Here is a 19,227-nt window from a genome sequence, read left to right as displayed (position 1 = left end):
GCGGCGCCAGGGTCTGCGGTTGTATCCTGGATGCTCAAAAAACGCCGGCGCGAACGCGGCCGCGGCGCCCTCGGGCGCGGCGGCCGGAACCGGCGATGGCGCGGACGGCTTACGGCATGCGGTCGATCAAGTCCTTGATCGAGCCCGGATTGACCGGCTTGACGAAGTAATGGTCGAACCCGGCGCCCAGCGAGCGCTGCTTGTCGTAGGCCTGGCCGTAACCGGTGAGCGCGATCAGCACCGCGCCCGAGGTGTCCGGCAGGCGGCGCAGGTTTTCGGCCAGCACGTTGCCGTTCATGCCCGGCAGGCCGATGTCGAGCACGCACACCTGCGGCCGCAGTTCGCGCGCCAGGTTCAGCGCGGCGTACGGATCGGTGGCGATGGTCACCTCGTAGCCGGACAGTTGCAGATAGGTGCCGAGCGTGTCGGCGGCGTCGGCGTTGTCGTCGACGATCAGGATATGCGGGCGCTTGCTTGCCGACGGTGTCGGGCTGGTGGCGAGGGTTTGTGGCTGCACTGTGTACACCTTTTGGTCTTCGGTTTGATCACGAATCGGTCGCGCAGGGCGGCGTCGAGGCGGCGCATGCACGGGTCCGTTAGCTTCTTATGTTACAGGCGATCTCGCGGCGCGGCGCTGTTTGCTTGCCCTGCGTACAGCGAGAATGCCCAACAATGTATATATGTTAAGCTTTTTTACAAAATTGTCGCGTTCGCTTGCACGGATGTGTTAGACGCCCCATGCACATGCTGCCGGGTAATTAAGGCGGGGACAAGGTAAAATGGCGGGCGTGGCATTGTGCCCACACCCCATCTTCGCTGAAAAACCACACCGATGCGTTTCATCTTCAATCCAGCAACGCTCAAATTCCGCCTGACCGTGCTGGTCATCGGCCTGGTGCTGCTGGCCACCTGCGCGCTCACCTTCGTGTCGCTGTACCTGGCCGAGCGCCAGATGCGCGACGTGATCGGCTCGCAGCAGGTGGCGCTGCTCTCGAGCGCGGCCGCCTACATCGACGCCGATCTGGAAGCGCGCCAGACGCTCCTCAAAACCCTGCGCGAGGAACTCGGACGCACCGACGGCAAGCCGGGCGGCGGCCTGCAAACCTTCCTGGAAGCGCACGCCGGCTTGCGCGACGAGTTTTTCAATGTACTGGTGTTCGATAGCAGCGGCACCATGCTGGCGAACATGAACGACCGCCGCACCAACAACACCGTCAACTTCGGCAAGCGCGCCTACTTTACCGACACCGTGGCCGCGCGCGAGGGCGTCATATCGCGCCCGTTCAAGAGCGCCCTGTCGGGTAAACCAGTGATCCTGATCACCGAACCGCTGTACGACGCCGACGGCAAGCTCATTTTCATGCTGGGCGGCGCCATCGACCTGCAACGGCCGCGCTTTTTCGGCCAGCTGTCGTCGCTCGGCTCGGGCGCGAGCGGCTATCTGTTCATGCTCACCGGCGACGGCACGGTGATTCACCACCCGGACAAGGGGCGCATCCTGCAGCGCGTGCAGGACGAGCCGGGCGGGGTCACGCCCTCGACCCGGGCCGCGCTGGACGGCTTCGAAGGCTGGGTCGAAGGACCCACCAAGAGCGGGGTGCGCGCGCTGATCACCTACAAGCGCCTGCGCAAGACCGACTGGATCGTCGGCGCCGTGTATCCGGTCGACGAAGCGTTCACGCCGCTGATCCGGATGCGTCCGACCGCGCTGCTGGCCTCGGTCGCGGTGGCGGCGCTGGCCGGACTGGCCGGCTGGCTGGCCATCCTGCGGCTGCTGCGGCCGCTGGCCGCGCTGCGCCGGCATGTGGCCGGGATTGCCGACGGCAGCGAAAACATCGAGGTCTTCAACGTGCGCCGGCGCGACGAATTCGGCGAACTGAGCCGCGCCTTCTTCACGCTCTCGCAGCAGCGCCGCGAGGCCGAAGTCAAGCTCGAAGCCCAGGCCCGCACCGACATCCTGACCGGCATCGACAACCGCCGCATGTTCGAAGAAACCTTCGCCGCCGCACTGGCGCGCGCCGCGCGCACCAACAGCAGCGTGGCGCTGGCCTATCTCGACATCGACCATTTCAAGGCCATCAACGACACCTGCGGCCACAAGGCCGGCGACGAGGTGCTGGTCGAGTTCGCCAAACGCCTGCGCGCGGCGGTGCGCGCCACCGACAGCGTGGCGCGCCTGGCCGGCGACGAATTCGTGGCGATCTTCGAAGGCGTGAGCAATGATGCCGAACCGGCAATCCTGGCCGCCAAGATCCTCGACATTGCGCGCACGCCCTTCCTGGCGGCCGGCAAACAGTTGCAGGTGACGACCAGCGTCGGCATTGCCATCGGCGGCGGTGACTCCAGCATGGAAGAGTACCTGGCGCTGTCGGACGAAGCCCTGTACAACGCCAAAGATGCCGGGCGCAACCGCTTCGCCCTGCGCCGCCTCGACACGGCCGTGCCGCTGGTGGCGCGGGTGCGGGTGCCGGCCGCTGATACCGGCCGCTGATACCAGACGCTGATAATGCTTGATTGCAGGTAACTCCGGCGTTAAGCTTTGCGTACAAGCACAATCTCTAAGGATTTTTTCATGAGCACACAATGCGACGGTTGCCCGGAATGCGCGCCCTTGCGCGCCAGGCTGGCTGAAAAAGAGCAGGAAATCCTGGACCTGACCGAGTCGCTGACGCGCCACGACACCCTGACCGGCGCGCTCAACCGTCGCGCGCTGACCGAACTGGTGGCCGAGGAGCTGCAGCGCTCCTCGCGCACCGGCCAGCCGTTTTGCGTGGCCATGATCGGCATCGACCACCTGAAGGACGTCAACCAGCAGTTCGGGCACGATAGCGGCGACGCGGTGCTGCAAGCGGTGACCCGCTCGGCTACCGAGTTGCTGCGCACGCTGGACCGCTTCGGCCGCATCGAAAGCGACGTGTTCGGCATCATCTTGCCGGCCACCTGGCTGCACCAGGGCGTGCTGGCGATGAACCGCCTCAACGCCAAGGTCGCCGGGTTCGACTGGGAAACCCTCACGCCGGGCCGCAAGGTCACCTTTTCGACCGGCCTGACCACCAACGCGCCGGCCGAAACGGCCGACATGATGATCCAGCGCGCCGAAAAAGCCATGACCGAAGCCAAGCAGGAAGGGCGCAACCGGATCGTGCAGATCGAGCAGGAGTTGCCTGCCGGCCTGTTCGCCGCGATGGACGACCTGTAAGGACGGAACCTAGTTGGTTTTCCGCAAGCCGGCCAGCTTGCTTTCCAGCGAGGCGGCCGACACCGCGCCCAGGTGCGAATTGGCAAGCCGTCCGCCGGCGTCGTAGAACAGGGTGGTTGGCAGCGCGCTCGACCCCACCTCGCGCCCCATGGCCGACTTGGTGTCGAGCACCACATTCTCCAGCGCCAGCTTGCCGCCGTTCAGGTAAGCCATCACGGTCTGGCCATCTTCCCCCTGGTTGACGAACACAAACACCACATCGCGGTGGCCTTGCTGCGCGGCGGACAGGACCGGCATCTCCTGGCGGCACGGCGGACACCAGCTGGCCCACAGATTGAGCACCAGCGGCCGTCCCTGCGCCAGCGCGGCCAGGCTGACCGGGGCGCCGGCGGGCGTGACCAGCGCGATCGCCGGCAACGGCTTGCGCTCGCTCAGATTCAGCAGCAGCGGCGCGCCCGAGGTGAACCAGGCCAGCGCACCGGCCAGCATGCCGGCCGCCAGCGGATTGCGCAAGCGCGCTTGCCTGAACATGCGCCAGGCGCCGAAGGCCAGAGCGGCCAGCAGCACCGCCCACGGCGTAAAACCGCCGTCGCGAATGTCGATGATCGACAGCGGCGCGGCGCGGTACTGCGCGAACCAGCTGGCCACGAACACGATCCGGCCCGCCACCAGGCCCACAAGCAGCATGTCGAGCAAGACTTTGCCGGTCTTGACCTTCTGATGGCGACCAACCCAGTTGCCGACGCCACATGCTATAAGTAGCGCTATCAGCAGCAGCAAGTGCGCCGTCTGGAAGCTCAATGGCCCGAGGCTGACGTTCATGGCAGAGTATTTTTCATTGGGGAGGGTCCGGATACGCAAACCCCACTATTATCGCGCATACAGATTAGGCCTGGATTAAGCAGTCCGGGAACCACGCATGACGACCTCACCATTGACATCGCTGCTGGCGGCGCTGCTGCTGGCGGCCACGCTGAGCGGCTGCGCCGGCCTGCCGCCGCTCGACGGCCGCACGCCCAGCCACTATCTCGCGGCCACCTCGGCGACGCGCCTGGGCACGGCGCTGGCGCCGCTGGGCGCGGCCCATCCCGGCATGTCGGGCCTGCACTCGCTGGCCAACGGGCGCGACGCCTTTGCCGCGCGCGCCATGCTGGCCAACGCCGCCGAACGCACGCTCGACATCCAGTACTACATCTGGCGTAACGACACCACCGGCATCCTGCTGTTCAACGCGCTGCGCGCGGCGGCGGAGCGCGGCGTGCGCGTGCGCCTCCTGCTCGACGATAACAACACGCGCGGCCTCGACGCCATCCTCGCCGCGCTCGACGCCGACCCGAATATCGAAGTACGGCTGTTCAATCCCTTCGTCTTGCGCCAGCACCGCGCGCTCGGCTACCTGTCGGATTTTTCGCGCCTGAACCGGCGCATGCACAACAAGTCGTTCACCGCCGATAACGCCGCCACCATCATCGGCGGGCGCAATATCGGCGACGAATATTTCGGGGCGGACGGCAGCCTGCTGTTCATCGATCTCGATGTGATGGCGGTCGGGCCGGTGGTGGACGCGGTCTCGCGCGACTTCGACCGCTACTGGAACAGCCGCTCGGCCTATCCGGTCGGCCTGCTGGTGCAGCAAGCCGGCGCCGGCGCCGCCGACCCGCTGGACGCGCAGGCAGGGCAGGGCGGCGCTGCGCTGGCGTATGTGGCGGCGGTGCGCGCCTCCCCGTTCGTGGAACAGCTGGTCGCGCGCACCCTGCCCTTCGAGTGGGCCAGCGCGACGCTGGTGAGCGACGATCCGGACAAGGTGCTCGGCACCGAAGCGCCCGAAACCAAAGTGACGTATCAGCTCAAGCGCCTGCTGGGCGACCCAAGCCACACGGTGGACCTGGTCTCGCCGTATTTCGTGCCCGGCAAAACCTGGGCGGACAATTTTTCGGCGATGGCGACGCGCGGCATGGACGTGCACATCCTGACCAATTCGCTCGAAGCGACCGACGTGGCGGCGGTCCACGCGGGCTATGCCAAATGGCGCAAGCCGCTGCTGCAAGCGGGAGTGACGCTGTACGAGTTCCATCGGGGTGTGGGCGGCGAAGGCGCGCCGCCGGGAACCAAGGGCGGCAAGCTTGGCAGCTCCGCATCGAGCCTGCACGCGAAGACGTTTTCGGTCGACCGCAAGCGCGTCTTCATCGGCTCGTTCAACTTCGACCCGCGCTCGGCCGACCTCAATACCGAGATGGGCTTCGTGATCGACAGCCCGGCGATGGCGGCGCGCATGGCAACCGCCCTGCGCGAACGGGTGCCGGCGCGCGCCTACCGGGTACGGCTGGCGCCCGATGGCGCCCTGTACTGGACCGAACGGGTGGGCGAGACCGAAATCCGCCACGATACCGAGCCCGGTACCGGCTTCTGGAAGCGCGCGGCAGTGGGCTTGTTATCGCTGCTGCCGATCGACTGGCTGTTGTAGCGCCAGGGCAATGGTTGATCAAGATAGCGTTGGATCAGCTAGTACCATGCGAACTGACCGCGCCGGTACGCAGGCCTGAACGCTGGCCAGCCCAACCCGGCAGCTTCTTCCTGACGGTTAGAGCAACCAAAAATTCCTTTTGGAAATCACGAACCTGTACAATGTGAGCCTTTTTTCAATTTGTCCTCGATCCCTTTATGAATGTTCGTCTTGGCGGCCTGATGGCCAGCGTAGTCGCATTAAGCTTGGCCGCCTGCGGTGGCGGTTCCGATAACTCATCAACCCCGCAAAACAACCAAGACGGAGGTTGGCTGACTTTCTATCCGGCGAAACCCGTTACGGCGCAGTATCAGGGCGAAAGTGCCAGCGTGGTGTTGACCGCCACGGCAAGCCGCACGTTTGCCGTGCCATTCAACGTGGCCGTCATCGATTCTTCTGGTGTGATTTCGCCCGATGTGCAGATATCGGCGGTGTCGCCAGTGGAATACCGGGCGACCCTGCGCACTTCCGCCACCCTTGCTTCCGGGGAACATTCCACCGTGCTGGAAGTTCGCCTGTGCGAAGACACGCCGACCATCTGCGCCAAGCCGCTTCCGGGGTCGCCGTGGCGCGTTCCGCTGAAGGTCCAGGTAAAGTCGGCCGCCGAAGCGAAAGCGCGCCTTACCCTGGCCAAGCCGAGCGTGAGCGTAACGACGTATCCGGGAGACAGGACGGCTTTTTCCATCGAGGCTCAACTCAACAAGGAGACGATCGGGAAGTCCCTCAATATCGGGGTGTTCGATCCGTCGAGCATGACGATTGCCCCGGCCGGCCAAACGACGAGCGCGCCGGACGGGCGCTACGTATTCGATCTGTCGACTGCTACCAGCAGCGCGCTTGCGCTCGGTACCCATGCCAGTAACCTGGAGCTGCGCCTTTGCCGCGATGATGTGCGCGTTTGCCGTCAGCCGATGGCTGGCTCGCCCTGGATCGTGCCGCTGTCGGTAAACCTGCTGGCGCCGACCAACCTGACGTCCCTCACGGCCGTCGACGGCCTGGGCGCCTGGTCGACTTACCAGGGCAATCCAGCGCACACGGGCCATGTGGCGGCGAGCTTCGATCCCGCTGCGTTTTCACGCCGTTGGAAAGTGGCAAGCCAAAGCGATTTTGGCGACGAATTCGTCTCCGCGGCGATCGACAGTGGACGCGCATTTTTCGTTCGCCGCGCCGCGAGCGGCCGGTGGGAGCTGATCGCTGTTTCCGAAGACACGGGCGAACTGGCATGGAAGGTCGATCTCGGCACGCTGAGTCAGGTGAATCCGCCAGCTGCAGCGAATGGCCGCGTCTACCTCACATCGACTGGCCACAAGGATACGTTCTTTTGGGTATATGACCAGGTCAGCGGCAAGCTGCTGAAGCAACAAGCCATGATTTCTCAATGGCCAAACTATTCCGCTCCCACGGTACTGGGCACGGATGTCTACACCATCAGCGGCTACAACGGTGGCATCTCCAAGTATGCTGATGCCCAAGGCAGGTTCAGCTGGGATGGCCAGTCGACTGCCAGTGATGGCTGGAGTCCTAGTACGGATGGGCGTTTCGTCTACATATACAGCACGCCTGACAATATACTCAGGGTGCTCGACGCCGCCAACGGCAGCTCGACTTACTCGATCGGCGAGCGTTACCCGTACAGCACCACCTTTTCCGCCAGCGCTGTGGTCTTGACCGACACCCGGCAAGCGATCGTCGGCGGCGCTGGCCTGACGGTATTCGACCTGGATGGCCGCAAGCGCTCGTGGACCCAGAACGCCAGCGCCACCGGAACGCCGGCTTATGGCAACGGGACCATCTACGCATTTGGCGCGAACGGGCATTCACTCGAAGCACGCGCCCCGGCAACCGGGAACCTGCTGTGGACGGCACCGATTCCGGAAGGCAGTGTCTACACCAACGTCATCGTGACACGCAACCTTGCCTTCGTCAGCTCGAATTCCAGAACTCACGCCATCGATCTCGCAACGAAAAAGGTTGTCTGGACCTATCCGATGGGTGGCAGCCTGGCGATTTCGGCACGCGGCGTGCTGTATGTACTGAGTTCGGTTGGCGACCTTGCCGCCGTGAACCTGCGCTGAAGTAAAGGCACAGATCGGGGTCTGGCCGGCTACCCGCCAACCTGGCCCCGCAGCGCCCGAGCATCCGCCAAAGATAATCGATCCTTTGCGGTCGTCAGCCCGCCGTGCCGTGCGCCGCCTGCAGGCGCTCGGCGAAACGCTGGGCCGGCACGAAGCCGATGATGCGCCCCTGCGGCACTTCCTTGCCGCTGGCGTCGAACAGGATGATGCCCGGTGGCCCGAACAGGCTGAATTTTTTCATCAGCGCGCGGTCGTCGGCATTGTTGGCCGTCACATCCACCTGGATCAGGCGCATCTTCTTCATCGAAGCGGCCACCGCGCTGTCCGGGAAGGTCATGCGTTCCATCTCCTTGCAGGCCACGCACCAGTCGGCGTAGAAGTCGAGCAGCACCGGCGTGCTGGTATCGGCCAGTGCGCGTTCGAGTTCGGCGACGGTGCGGATGCGGGTAAACTGCGGACCTTCGGCGTGTGCGAGCGCCGTGCCGCCGCCACCGCCGCCGCGCAGGTGCGCCAGCGGTTGCAGCACATCGCGGCCCGAACTGGCCGCGCCGGCCAGTTCGAACAGGCCGGCGACGAGCATCACCACGCCCAGCGCCTTGCCGGCGTAGGCACCGGCGCCGCTATGCGGCGGCAGCGCCTGGCCCACATGCAGGAACAGCGCGCACAGGATCGCGAAGCCGCCCCACAGCGCCATCATCACCGGCGCCGCAAACACCGGCGAGACCATCCAGATGGCGACCGCGATGAGCAGCATGCCGAATACCTTCTTGACGCCGTTCATCCAGGCGCCGGCGCGCGGCAGCAGGCTGCCGGCCGACAGGCCGGTGAGCAGCAGCGGCACGCTCATCCCGAGCGCCATCGAGAACAGGGCCCAGCCGCCGATCCAGGCGTTGCCGGTCTGGCTGATGTAAAGCAGCGCGCCGGCCAGGGGACCGGCCACGCACGGTCCGACGATCAGGGCCGACAGTGCGCCCATGATGAACACACCCACGAAGCGCCCGCCCTGGACCGTGCCGCCGGTGCCCGACAGGCGCGATTGCAGGGAACTTGGCAGCTGCAACTGGTACACATCGAACATCGACAGCGCCAGGCCGACCAGCAGCGCGCCGAAGGTCAGCAGCACCCATGGTTTTTGCAGCGCGCCGGCCAGGCCTTCGCCGGCCAGCCCCGCGCCCACGCCGAGCGCGGTGTAGACCAGCGCCATGCCGAGACAGTAAGCGCTGGCCAGCAGCAGGCCGCGCGAACGCGAGACCGAGCCTTCGCCGACGATGATCGATGAGAGGATCGGCACCATCGGCAGCACGCACGGCGTGAACGAGAGCAGAAGGCCGAACAGCAGGAAGGCGCTGCCGATGCGCCACAGGCTGCCGCTTTGCAGGGTGCGCTGGGCCAGGGTGGTGTCGTCTTCAGGGGCGGCGGCGGCCGCCGCAGGTGCCGGCGCGGCCGCCGCAGGTGTTGCAGCTGGTGCCGCCGCCTCGGCCTGCGCCGTCAGCACGCCCGGCCTGGCCGGATCGACCAGATAGGTCTTGGTGATGGGCGAATAGCACAGGCCCGCGTCGGCGCAGCCCTGGTAGGCCACGTTCAGGGTGAACGGTTTGGCCGTGGCGGCAAGCGTCACATCGAGCGTGCCGCCGTAGGTTTCCATCTCCTTGTTGAAGTTCTCGTCGAACTTGCGCACCCCAAGCGGCAGGCTTGGCGCGGCAATCGGGTCCTGGCCGGCGGCGCTGGTAAATCCGAGGCGGTCGCGGTACAGGTGGTAGCCCGGCGCGATGCTCCAGCGCAGGGCCACGGCGCCGTCCTGGCGCACGTCGGTGCGCAGCACGAAGGCCAGTTCGGGATCGAGGAAGTCGTCGGCCGCGGCGGCCTTGCCGGCCCAGCCGGCAAAGGCGAGCATGGCCAGCAGCGACAGCAGCCATCTCAGGAATGGTGCGGATTTCATGGTGGTTCTCCAGTAGTTAATTCAGGGTGAAGCTGCTTACACATCCTTGCGGAAGCACTGGCCTTGCTGGTCGATGGCCAGGTAGGCCATGCCCGAGCGGTCGAGGAAGGCCAGGCCGTCCTCCCGCATCAGCATGGCGATGGTGGAACAACTGCCGGCGGCGATTGCCAGCGGGCCGAGCACGCTGACCGAGCGCCAGTGCGAGACCGGCATGCCGCTGCGCGGATCGAGCACATGGCAGTAGCGCGTGCCGGCGACATCGATGAAGCGTTCGTAGTCGCCGCTGGTGGCCAGGGCGCCGCTGGCGATCGGGATCGACGCCGCCAGCCTGTCGGCGTCGCGCGGGTCCTGCACGCCGATCGACCACGCCGTGCCATCCGGCCGCGGGCCGATGATGCGCAGGTCGCCGCCCAGGTTGACGTAACCGTGGCGCACACCGGCGGCACCTAGCAGCGCGGCGGCGCGGTCGGCGGCATATTCCTTGCCGAAGCCGCCGAAGTCGATCTGCATGCCGGCCCGCGCCAGGCGAATGGCGCCGTCGGCGCGTTCCACATGCCGCCAGCCGACCAGCGGCAGCAGCGCGTCGAGCGCCGCCTGCGTCGGCAGCACCGGACGGCCAAAGTCCCAGGCGCGCCGCAGCACGCCCGAGGTGATGTCGAACAGGCCGCCGCTGCCGGCGTGCAGCACGCCGGCGTAGTCCAGCAGCGCGTTGGTCTCGTCGTCGCAGGCCACCGCATCGCATCCGGCGGCGGCATTGATGCGGGCGACGATGCTGTCGGCCCGGTAGCGCGAAAAGCTGCGCTCGATGCGCCGCACCTCGTCGATGGCCAGCTTGGCCAGCGCCGCGCCATCGACACCGGCGTCAACACCGGGCGGCAGCGCCAGGCGCAGCTCGCAGCGGCTGGCCATGGCCTCGAACGGGAACGTTTGGACGTCCATCACCACTGGCGCGTGAGGCCCAGCTGGATGCTGTTGGCGCGCAGCGGTTCGAGTCCCGGGCTGCCCTTGTCGAACAGGCGCCAGCTGCCGCGCTGCTGGTAGGCTTCGAGCTTGACGTCGACGATCCAGTCGCGGCTTAACTGCTTGGCCACCTTGATCCCGAGCGTCACCGCGCCGAAGCCCGAGAGGCGCTGGTCGGCCGACGACAGCGCATCCGGGTTGCGCTCGAAGCCGGGCCGGAATGGCTCGCCCAGCACGCCGTCATACACCGGATCGAAGTAGAAACGCGCCGCGCGCTGCGAATACAGGCGCGCCGACGGCGTGATGATCCAGCCCTGGCCGGCCGGCTGCACGTATTCGCCCCCGAAAGTGTGGGCGCGGATGCCGTAGGTGTCGGTGTAGTAGCGGTACGACAGGCGGCTGGTGCCCCCGGTTGCCGCGTAATGATGGTTCCAGCGCCCCATGACGGTGCTCTGGTTGCGCTGGCGCGGACGGTTGTCGAAGGCCTTGTACGGGTCCGAAAAGTAGCCGTGGCCGCGGTTGTGGGTCACGGTCAGCTGCGCCACATCGTTCGGCCCCAGCACCTGCGTAACACCGGCCAGGAAGTTGACGGTCTGGCGCGATTCGTCGCGCACGATGAAGTTGACCGGATTGATCGAATCGTCCGAGCCGCCCACGCCGAGCGACAAGGTGGTGTTCTTGTCTTCGCTCGACATGGTGCCGGTCACCGACAGTGCGCGCGAGTCGTAGTCATGCTCGGTCGAATAGGCCGCGCCAACGGTCAGGCTGCCGCGCGAGAAGTAGCGCGTTACCGCCGCATCGGCGGCCTTGCGGTCGTCGCTCATGCGCGAGGCGCCCGATACGGCCGTGTGGTAGCGCGGCGACGCGCCCGAGACATCGTCGGCCGTCAGCGAGCCCGAGACCGACCACACGCCGGCCACCGGCGCGATGAGCGAGATGGACGGCGCGCGCACGCGGATGCGGTCCATGCTTGACTGGCTTTCTTCGTAACTGAGCAGCTTGACGCTGATGGACGCGTGCTCCGGCGGTGTTTCGGCATGCACCAGGCCTGGCAGCATCAGCGCCGCCGCCAGGATGGCGTGGCCGAGGGCCGGATTGGGTGCGGGAAGGAGTGGGGTGGTCATGTGATCGTTCATCTCTCTCAATTGCAGCCGCAGCCGCCGCCACCGACACCGCTGCCGCCGGACGCCGCCTCGCGGCTGTTGTAAATATGCTCGTTGAAGCGCGCTTCGAGTCCGTCGCCCTCCATCAGCATTTCGGTCTTGGCCAGGGTGCCTTTTTCCCAGGCTTGCACCGGGGTGATGGCCGAACAGCCGGTGGCGCCCGCAGCCAGCGCCGCTACCGCGGCGAGGCGCAGCACGATCCTGGTCATCATCGTCATTTCTTCGCTCCCAGTGCCGCCTTGATCTTCGCTTCCAGTTCCTCGCGGTCGGCGGCCTTGAAGCCGCTATGCTCGAAGATCACCTTGCCGTCCGTCCCGATCAGCACACTGCTCGGCATGCCCTTGACGCCATAGCTGCGCGGCGTGGCGCCGGCCGGATCGAAGCCGATCGCGAACTTGGCCGGCGTGCCCGCCAAAAAGGTGCGCGCGTCGTCGACCTTGGCGTCGACATTGACGCCGACAATCTGCAAGCCCTGCGCCCCGTATTTGGCCTGCATCTCGTTCATCCACGGGAACGACTGGCGGCAAGGGCCGCACCAGGATGCCCAGAAGTCGACATACACCACCTTGCCGGCGTATTTTTCCAGCTTGACCGCGCCATCGGGACCTGCCAGGTCGAACGCCGGAGCGGGCTTGCCCGCTTCCAGCGCGCTTGCCGGCGCCGCCAGCAGCGCCAGGAGAAGGGACGCGGCGAGTGCGCGTGTGTTGCGTTTGAAGTTGTTCATGCCGGTTCCGTAAAGTAGGTTGATCATGACTGCGCCGGATTGCGGCGGCGCCAGAAGAGGACGGCCGCCGCCATCAGTGCCAGCAGGGCCAGCATCGGATCGCTGCCATCGCGTACCGAGGAACAGCCTCCGCCGCCCTGGTTCTGCGCCGGCGCCGGGTTGGCGTTGGCCGGGACCGCTGCGGCCTGGCCGGCCAGTGCGATGGTCCAGCTGGCGCCGCCGTCGGCCTGCAGCACCACGCTGCCGCTGCTGGCGCCCGAAGCGGCCGGGGTGTAGCCGACCACCAGGTCGCACGAGGCGCCCGGTTGCAGCGCAAACGGCAAGGCCGCGCAGCCGCTGGCGTCATTCACGCGCGCGAATGGTCCGCTGAAGGTCGCCGCCGACAGCTTGATGGCGGCGGTGCCCGCATTGGTCAGCGTGAAACGCTTGGACGCCGCGCTGGCGCCAAAGTCGAACGACTGCGGCGTGAGCGTGAGGGCAGGTGGCGCCGCGATGGCGGTGCCGGTGCCGCTCAACGGCAGCGAGAATTGCGTGCCGCCGTTGGTCGCCAGCAGCAGGGAGGCGGCGCGCGCACCCGGTGCGCCCGGTTTGAAGGTGGTTTCGATGGTGCAGCTGCCTGCCGGACTGACCGTGCCGTTGAGCGCGCAGGTGCCGCCGAGGACAAAGTCGCCGCCGTTGGCGCCGTCGATCACCAGGGTGGCGATGGTCAGTGCCGCTGTACCGGGATTGCGCAGCACCGTCGTGTGCGGCGTTGCGCTTTTACCGACCTGGATTTCGCCGAAACCAATGGGACCGGTGTCCGACAAGCTTGGCGTGGCGACAGCGGCCGTGGTACCGGCGCCGCTGACGGGAACCTGCACGGCGCCGCCGTTGAAGGTGGCCACCAGCGTGCCCGCAAACGCACCGTTGGCCGACGGGGCGAACAGTACCGGCACGCTGCAGGCGGCGCCCGGCGCCAGCGGCGCGCCGCAGTGACTGCCCGGCGCCACGCTGAATCCGCCCGCGCCATTGACGGCGATCGACGAGAAGGTCAGCGCCACGTTGCCGGAATTGGTGAGCGTGACGTTCTGGGTGGCGGCGGCGCCGCCGATGGTCTGGCTGCCGAAGGCCAGCACGTTCGGCGTGGCGCTGGCCGCCGCCGCCGCGCTGGCGCCGCTGCCGGCCAGGCCGATGGTGACGTTGCCGTTGGCGGCATTCGAGGCCACCGTCAGATTGCCGGTAAAGGCGCCGCTGGCGGTGGGCTGCGCCGCCACCGTCAGCGCGCAGCTGGCGCCGCCGGCCAGCGGTTTGCTCACCGCGCAGTCGCCGCCGAGCGTGAAGATGGCGCCGCTGGTTCCCGCCAGCGTGATGCTGCTGAAGGTCAGGGCGGTCTGGCCGCTGTTATTGAGCGTGATGCTTTGCGGGGCCGATGGCGCATTGGTGGCCAGCGCGCCGAAGTTGATGCTGGTGGCCGATACGCCAATGGTGGCCTGGGGCGCCGCGCTGCCGGTGCCGCTCAGGGCCACGCTGCTGCTGCCGCCGGTGCCGTTGTGGGCCACGGCCAGGCTGGCGCTGCGCGCGCCGGCGACGCTCGGCTTGAAGCTGACCAGCACCGTGCAGTTGGCGCCCGCCGCCACCGCGCCGCCGGGCGCACAGGTGCCGCCGGCGATGCTGAAATCGGCCGCTGCGGCCCCGGTCAGGCCGATGGTATCGATATTGAGCGCGCCCGAGCCGGTGTTGGCCAGGGTGGCGGCAAGGGCGGTGCTGGCCTGCCCGAGCACCGTGCCGCTGAAGGCAAGGCTGGAGGGATTGAGGCTGGCCGCCGGCGCCGCGCTCACGCCCGGGTTGCCGATGAAGGCTGCAAGGTCGGCCAGATCGACATCTGACAATTTACCGGCGTAGATATTGCCCATGCCGCCCTTGTTGGCCGCAATCGCAGCGCTGATGGCGGCCGGATTATCGGCCGCGCTCAGGATTTTGCTGACGTTGGCGGTCGGCGACGCGGTATGGCAGCGCGCGCAGGCGGTGCCGCCGCCGGCCGGGCCGTTCAGGTACAGCGTCTTGCCGTGCAGCGCATCGGCCGCGTGGGCCTGGCTAATGGCCAGCAGCGCGCACAGGCCGGCGCCGCGCATGTGATGCCGCAGGCCGGATTGATTCAGTCGAAATCCCGTCATTGCTACTCCTGTTGTTGTTTCTGTTTGTTATCTAATGAATGCTGAAACTGCAAAAACTCAGTGCGACACCGTTACACAGCGCGTGGACCAGTGCGCACAGCCGCCAGTCGCGCCAGCGGCGGTAAATCAGTCCGAATGCCAGTCCCGGCAACAACACCGCCGCCATGGCTTGCCCACCCGACATCACGTGCAGCAGGCTGAAGGCCAGTGCCGGCACGCCCAGCACCAGTGCCGCAGGGCTGCCCTTGCGCATCAGCCACTCCTGCAGGCCGGCGCGCACAATCAGTTCTTCCAGCAACGGCGCGAGCAACAACAGGCGAAACAGGCCGGCCGCCGAGTGATCGAGAAGTGATGGGCCGCACAGGGCAAACAAAATACTGATCCTTCGGTGGTAACGATGCATTGTTCGGTCTTATTGAACGGTCAATACGGGCCCGGGTATAAAAGGTTCAATGCTTTTGCAAATTTTTTGTAAAAATTGCCACGTGTAGAATCAGGGGGGCTGGATTTGAGCGATATATTTTTCTCGGCAGCATGAACCTTTTCGCTGCGGGCAAGTATTCACCGCAGAAGTAGAAAACATCGTGGAGAACATCGAAGCATGCTGAAACAATGGAGAGCGCGTTTCGGGAGGGCGCCAGCCGGACCGTCCGGGTCGAGCGAGACGGAGTTGATTGCCCTGATCGCGGGCGGGGACCGGAACGCCTTCCAGGCGCTGTACCGGATCTACTTCGGACGGCTGGCGCGCTTTCTGGACCGGATAGTGCGCGACGGCGCCCTGATCGAAGAAGTCGTGAACGACACCATGCTGGTGGTGTGGCAGAAGGCGCACACGTTCGACCACACCTGCAAGGTGTCGACCTGGATCTTCGCCATCGCCTACCGCCAGGGACTGAAGGCGGTCAACATGCGCGACGAGCCGGTGGAATCGAATTTTGAGCTGGAAGCGGGCGACGCGCGCCAGGAACCGGAGTACGCCATCGGGCAGCAGCAGTTGGAGCAGGGCGTGGGCGAAGCGCTCAAGGCGCTCTCGCTCGAACAGCGGGTGGTCGTCACGCTGACCTATTACCACGACATGGGCTACCAGGAAATCGCCGAGACGATGGGATGCCCGGTCAATACCGTAAAAACGCGGATGTTTCACGCGCGGCAGCGCCTCAGGGTGCTGCTGTCCGCACATCAGGAAGAATTGTCATGAACCTGAACCAAGAACCAACCAGCGCGTCGCACCAGTCGATGCGCGATTTGCTGCCGTGGTTCGCCAACGGCACCCTGGACGAGAGCGAGGCGGCCGAGGTGCGCGCGCACCTGCGGCACTGCGCGCAATGCGCCGGCGCAGTCGCCTGGCAGCGCCAGTTGCAGGCCGCGGCGCCGGCCGAACCATCCGGACTCGATCCGGAGCGCGCACTGGCGCGCCTGATGCCACGCCTCGGCCCCCAACACAGCGCGGCGCCCGTCAAGGCGTCCGGCATGCGCGCCTGGTTCGGCGGCGGCTGGATGCCGTGGGCGATGGCGGGGCAGTGCGCCCTGATCACCGTGCTGGTGATCCAGATGATCGCGCCGGTGGGCAAGGGCGAGGCCTACCAGGCACTGAGTAACGCCGCCCCGGCGCCGGCCGGCACCATCGTCGTCGTCTTCCAGCCCGACGCCAGCCTGCGCGAGGTGCAGCGCCTTTTGCAGGCCAGCGGCGCGCGCGTGGTCGACGGGCCGACCGTCACCGGCGCCTTTGTCCTCAGCGCGCCGCCGGGCGGCCAGTCCAGCGCGCTCGCCGTGCTGCGCGCCGACGCCGACGTGCAGCTGGCCGAAGCGCTCGGGCCGCGGAGCGCGCCGTGATGCGCCTTCTGCTGTCGGCGCTGCTGCTCCTGACGGCGCTGAGCGGCCGCGCCCAGGAAGCGGCGCCAGTGCAGGTCCAGGCCGAGGTGCGCCAGATCCTGGTCATGCTGCATTTGCCGGCGCCGCACTTCCGGCCCGACGCCGCCTACGGCGCCAACTACCGCGACGACGCCGGACGCCTGGCGCGGCGCCGCATCGCCGAAGCGCTGGCGCGCGAGCACGGCCTGACCATCCTCGAAGGCTGGCCCATGCCGGCCCTGAACGTCGACTGCTACCGCATGGCCGCACCGGCCGGCGCCGAGCCGGGCAAGATCGTCGAAGCGCTCTCGCGCGACGCGCGGGTCGACTGGGCGCAATCGATCAACACCTTCTCGGCCCAGGCCAGCGACCCGCTGTACCCGGTGCAGCCGGCCGCCCTCCAGTGGCAGCTGGGCGAAGTACGCAAGGCCGCCACCGGGCGCAAGGTGCTGGTGGCGGTGATCGACAGCGGCATCGAAACCGACCATCCCGACCTGGCCGGGCAGGTCGCCTTCCAGGAGAATTTTGTCGATGGACAGCAATACGCCGCCGAAACCCACGGCACCGGCGTGGCCGCGGTGATCGCGGCGCTGGCCGGCAATGGCGTGGGCATCGAAGGCGTGGCGCCGGACGCGCGCCTGATGGCGCTGCGCGCATGCTGGCAAGTGGCCGGCGGCGCCACCCGCTGCAACAGCTTCACCCTGGCCAAGGCGATCAATTTCGCGCTGATGCACGGGGCGCAGGTGATCAATCTGAGTCTGTCGGGGCCGGCCGACCGGCTGCTGCGCGAACTGATCGACGTCGCCTGCGCGCGCGGCGTGCGGGTGGTGGGCGCGGTCGACGCGGCCAGCGCCGACGGCGGCTTTCCGGCCTCGCATCCGGGCGTGTTCGCGGTCGCTGCCGACAGCAGCCGGCAGTTGAGCGCACAGGTGCTGATGGCGCCCGGGCGCGACATTCCGACCGCCGCGCCGGGGGCGCGCTGGGGCATGGTTTCGGGGTCGTCCTATTCAGCGGCGCATATCTCTGGCATGATGGCCGTGCTGAGCGAGCTGCGACCCGGGCTCACCTTGCCGCAGGTCCGATCGAGCATCGTACTGCAGCCGGGCGGCATCAACCTTTGCGCCACCGTCACCCGCCTCACAGGAAAATGTACATGCGTCTGCGTCGAGGTCACGCCGCCCAAGATCGTCCGCCAGCCCTGAACGCCGCCGCGCGCGGAGCAGCCCTTGCGTAGATGGCGGCGTGCGCTCGCACTGGCATCCTGCCTTGCCGGCGGCAACGCCTGCGCCCAGGCCAGCGGCAGCGTGTCGCTCGTCTCCGACTATTACTATCGCGGCATCGGCTACAGCAAGGGCGACCCGGTGGCCCAGTTCAACCTCTCGTTCGACACCCGCAGCGGCTTTTACGCGGGCGCCTTCGCATCGCTGCTCAAGATGAGCGGTACGCCGCGCGGCGTGTACGCGATCGGCTACGCCGGCTACGCGCGCCGCATGACATCGGGGCCGTCGTGGGAAGTCGGGGCATCGAATCACACCTTTTCGACCATGTCGGCCCTCAACTACCGCGAAGTGTATGCGGGGCTGGGCGGCGACCGGCTCAGTGGCAGGTTATCGTACTCGCCGGCCTACTTGGGCACCAGCATGCGCACGGTGTACGGGGAACTCAATGGCGGCGTGGCGCTCACCGACGATGTGGGATTGTTCGCGCGGGTCGGCTACCTGCGCCCGGTATCAAAGGTGCCGCGCTACACCTCCGGCGCGCGGGTGGACGGACGGATCGGCATCAGCGTGAGCATCGAGGCGTGGAAAATGCAAGCCGCGTGGGACGCGCTGCAAGCGGAGCGGGGCGCCTACGCCCGGTCGAGCGGCAGTATCGGCTCGCGCAATGGGCTGGTGCTCACCGTCGGCCGCTCGTTCTGATCCACCCCTTCGTCCGGTGTCACGTCCGGTGTCAGGTCTGACATTCGGACACGAACTGATCCTTAAGAGAAGCAGCGCAGCTATCTAGCCTGAATGTTTCATAAACTGCCACCGCAGTGCCGGTTCGGCGATACATGAGCTCCTCAGTGACGATCACGATGTCGCGGGCAATAGCCCCCCTACCCGATTGAACGGGACATCGAATGGAGCAGTATGCGGTTGAAGGTTGGCGGGTTGGTGGTCAGTTCTCGGCAGACCGGACGTGGCTTACTCAGGACGAGTTGAGGGACCTGGCCGGTGTCGACAGGTACAGTCGTTCGGTCAAGGTCTGGAGCAGATGTTTGGCCGGACAGGCGCTCGGAAGGTGAAGGACAATCTTGTTCTTGTACTGCCTGACCTGCACGGCGATTTTGAACAGTTTGGAAATGACCGTTGATGGCTGCGCCTGCGACAGCGCGGTATGGCGCAGCCCTTCGGTACGCAGTTGCTGATGCAGGATGTAGGCCGCCGCGTGCAGCAACAAGCGCATGCAATTGGCGAGAAAGCTGGTGCAGGAAGTACGGTCGGCGGCGAGGTCATCCTTGAGATGCTTGATGTAATTTTCGGCTTGACCGCGCGCGCAATAAATATCCTCGTACAACATGCCGGCATCGAGTCCTGGCAGCGAGGTGACGATGAAGCGCGTGTTCTCGCCAAGCGCCATGACCTCGGCCTTGAGAAGCACGCGCCAGGCCTTCGGCC

Annotated in this window: 18 protein-coding genes; 8 read left to right on the top strand and 10 right to left on the bottom strand. The window is 66.6% G+C overall.

All coding sequences use genetic code 11. From position 1 onward, the window contains the following. Positions 1-109: 109 nt before the first annotated feature. On the bottom strand, positions 110-517 hold the full coding sequence (locus F2P45_RS27150; protein WP_166881337.1) for a response regulator: 408 nt from the start codon (positions 515-517) through the stop codon (positions 110-112). A gap of 315 nt (positions 518-832) precedes the next feature. Between F2P45_RS27150 and F2P45_RS27145 the strand changes: the two genes are divergently transcribed. Both F2P45_RS27145 and F2P45_RS27140 read left to right on the top strand, forming a co-directional pair. Further along, on the top strand, positions 833-2,491 hold the full coding sequence (locus tag F2P45_RS27145; RefSeq protein WP_166881336.1) for a sensor domain-containing diguanylate cyclase: 1,659 nt from the start codon (positions 833-835) through the stop codon (positions 2,489-2,491). 81 nt (positions 2,492-2,572) lie between these two features. Beyond that, positions 2,573-3,199 (top strand): GGDEF domain-containing protein, encoded by a 627-nt coding sequence (locus tag F2P45_RS27140; RefSeq protein ID WP_166881335.1) that lies wholly within the window; start codon positions 2,573-2,575, stop codon positions 3,197-3,199. Positions 3,200-3,208: 9 nt separating this feature from the next. Here the strand turns inward: F2P45_RS27140 and F2P45_RS27135 are convergent, their stop codons facing one another. After that, positions 3,209-4,021 carry a TlpA disulfide reductase family protein gene (locus tag F2P45_RS27135; protein ID WP_166881334.1) on the bottom strand — a complete coding sequence of 271 codons (813 nt, stop codon included), beginning with the start codon at positions 4,019-4,021 and terminating at the stop codon, positions 3,209-3,211. Positions 4,022-4,118: 97 nt separating this feature from the next. Between F2P45_RS27135 and F2P45_RS27130 the strand changes: the two genes are divergently transcribed. Both F2P45_RS27130 and F2P45_RS27125 read left to right on the top strand, forming a co-directional pair. Further along, positions 4,119-5,663 (top strand): phospholipase D family protein, encoded by a 1,545-nt coding sequence (locus tag F2P45_RS27130; protein WP_166881333.1) that lies wholly within the window; start codon positions 4,119-4,121, stop codon positions 5,661-5,663. A 197-nt stretch (positions 5,664-5,860) separates the two neighbouring features. After that, positions 5,861-7,777: an outer membrane protein assembly factor BamB family protein gene (locus F2P45_RS27125; protein WP_166881332.1), complete on the top strand. Its 1,917-nt coding sequence runs from the start codon at positions 5,861-5,863 to the stop codon at positions 7,775-7,777. A 94-nt stretch (positions 7,778-7,871) separates the two neighbouring features. Here the strand turns inward: F2P45_RS27125 and dsbD are convergent, their stop codons facing one another. From dsbD to mrtJ, 7 genes are read right to left on the bottom strand one after another with little or no spacing between them, the layout of a single operon-like run. Next, a complete protein-coding gene (gene dsbD, locus F2P45_RS27120; RefSeq protein WP_166881331.1) occupies positions 7,872-9,716 on the bottom strand; it encodes a protein-disulfide reductase DsbD in 1,845 nt (614 codons plus the stop codon). A 36-nt stretch (positions 9,717-9,752) separates the two neighbouring features. Next, complete coding sequence (locus F2P45_RS27115) at positions 9,753-10,655, bottom strand: FAD:protein FMN transferase (protein ID WP_166881330.1); 903 nt, start codon at positions 10,653-10,655, stop codon at positions 9,753-9,755. After that, positions 10,655-11,800: a DUF3570 domain-containing protein gene (locus F2P45_RS27110; RefSeq protein WP_166881329.1), complete on the bottom strand. Its 1,146-nt coding sequence runs from the start codon at positions 11,798-11,800 to the stop codon at positions 10,655-10,657. Before F2P45_RS27110 ends, F2P45_RS27115 begins: the two co-directional genes overlap by 1 nt. 17 nt (positions 11,801-11,817) lie before the next feature. After that, positions 11,818-12,051, bottom strand: a complete 234-nt coding sequence (locus tag F2P45_RS27105) for a DUF4266 domain-containing protein (protein ID WP_308613800.1) — start codon at positions 12,049-12,051, stop codon at positions 11,818-11,820. Between the two features lie 2 nt (positions 12,052-12,053). Further along, entirely contained in the window at positions 12,054-12,563 is a 510-nt protein-coding gene (locus tag F2P45_RS27100) for a TlpA family protein disulfide reductase (protein WP_166881327.1), read from the bottom strand. A gap of 23 nt (positions 12,564-12,586) precedes the next feature. Beyond that, a complete protein-coding gene (locus tag F2P45_RS27095; RefSeq protein WP_229505328.1) occupies positions 12,587-14,716 on the bottom strand; it encodes a choice-of-anchor D domain-containing protein in 2,130 nt (709 codons plus the stop codon). A gap of 31 nt (positions 14,717-14,747) precedes the next feature. Continuing rightward, positions 14,748-15,089 carry a JDVT-CTERM system glutamic-type intramembrane protease MrtJ gene (mrtJ, locus tag F2P45_RS27090; RefSeq protein ID WP_229505327.1) on the bottom strand — a complete coding sequence of 114 codons (342 nt, stop codon included), beginning with the start codon at positions 15,087-15,089 and terminating at the stop codon, positions 14,748-14,750. Positions 15,090-15,386: 297 nt separating this feature from the next. On the opposite strand from mrtJ, the gene F2P45_RS27085 reads away from it, so the two are divergent. Genes F2P45_RS27085 through F2P45_RS27070 form a run of 4 tightly spaced genes read left to right on the top strand, consistent with a single transcriptional unit; the run spans position 15,387 to position 18,486 of the window. Continuing rightward, entirely contained in the window at positions 15,387-15,914 is a 528-nt protein-coding gene (locus tag F2P45_RS27085; protein WP_229505326.1) for an RNA polymerase sigma factor, read from the top strand. Further along, entirely contained in the window at positions 15,911-16,549 is a 639-nt protein-coding gene (locus F2P45_RS27080; RefSeq protein ID WP_166881324.1) for a zf-HC2 domain-containing protein, read from the top strand. Before F2P45_RS27085 ends, F2P45_RS27080 begins: the two co-directional genes overlap by 4 nt. Beyond that, positions 16,549-17,769: a S8 family peptidase gene (locus F2P45_RS27075; protein ID WP_166881367.1), complete on the top strand. Its 1,221-nt coding sequence runs from the start codon at positions 16,549-16,551 to the stop codon at positions 17,767-17,769. The genes F2P45_RS27080 and F2P45_RS27075 overlap by 1 nt, the downstream gene beginning before the upstream one ends. A gap of 24 nt (positions 17,770-17,793) precedes the next feature. Next, on the top strand, positions 17,794-18,486 hold the full coding sequence (locus F2P45_RS27070) for a TorF family putative porin (protein WP_166881323.1): 693 nt from the start codon (positions 17,794-17,796) through the stop codon (positions 18,484-18,486). 271 nt (positions 18,487-18,757) lie between these two features. Here F2P45_RS27070 and F2P45_RS27065 read toward each other — a convergent pair. Then, positions 18,758-19,227 (bottom strand): transposase (locus F2P45_RS27065; protein ID WP_187367235.1); only part of this gene is annotated, 470 nt, incomplete at its 5' end.

Origin of the sequence: Massilia mucilaginosa, from assembly GCF_011682145.1 — a bacterium.
GTDB lineage: Bacteria > Pseudomonadota > Gammaproteobacteria > Burkholderiales > Burkholderiaceae_D > Telluria_A > Telluria_A mucilaginosa.
This window is presented reverse-complemented; position numbering and strand designations above follow the sequence as displayed.

Bases quoted from the DNA above. Each gene is read 5' to 3' on its own strand.
- F2P45_RS27135 (WP_166881334.1), bottom strand. From the start codon at position 4,021: ATGAACGTCAGCCTCGGGCCATTGAGCTTCCAGACGGCGCACTTGCTG.
- F2P45_RS27095 (WP_229505328.1), bottom strand. From the start codon at position 14,716: ATGACGGGATTTCGACTGAATCAATCCGGCCTGCGGCATCACATGCGC.
- F2P45_RS27105 (WP_308613800.1), bottom strand. From the start codon at position 12,051: ATGATGACCAGGATCGTGCTGCGCCTCGCCGCGGTAGCGGCGCTGGCT.
- F2P45_RS27140 (WP_166881335.1), top strand. From the start codon at position 2,573: ATGAGCACACAATGCGACGGTTGCCCGGAATGCGCGCCCTTGCGCGCC.
- F2P45_RS27100 (WP_166881327.1), bottom strand. From the start codon at position 12,563: ATGAACAACTTCAAACGCAACACACGCGCACTCGCCGCGTCCCTTCTC.
- F2P45_RS27080 (WP_166881324.1), top strand. From the start codon at position 15,911: ATGAACCTGAACCAAGAACCAACCAGCGCGTCGCACCAGTCGATGCGC.
- F2P45_RS27125 (WP_166881332.1), top strand. From the start codon at position 5,861: ATGAATGTTCGTCTTGGCGGCCTGATGGCCAGCGTAGTCGCATTAAGC.
- F2P45_RS27110 (WP_166881329.1), bottom strand. From the start codon at position 11,800: ATGACCACCCCACTCCTTCCCGCACCCAATCCGGCCCTCGGCCACGCC.
- F2P45_RS27145 (WP_166881336.1), top strand. From the start codon at position 833: ATGCGTTTCATCTTCAATCCAGCAACGCTCAAATTCCGCCTGACCGTG.
- F2P45_RS27130 (WP_166881333.1), top strand. From the start codon at position 4,119: ATGACGACCTCACCATTGACATCGCTGCTGGCGGCGCTGCTGCTGGCG.
- dsbD (WP_166881331.1), bottom strand. From the start codon at position 9,716: ATGAAATCCGCACCATTCCTGAGATGGCTGCTGTCGCTGCTGGCCATG.
- F2P45_RS27115 (WP_166881330.1), bottom strand. From the start codon at position 10,655: ATGGACGTCCAAACGTTCCCGTTCGAGGCCATGGCCAGCCGCTGCGAG.
- F2P45_RS27075 (WP_166881367.1), top strand. From the start codon at position 16,549: ATGCGCCTTCTGCTGTCGGCGCTGCTGCTCCTGACGGCGCTGAGCGGC.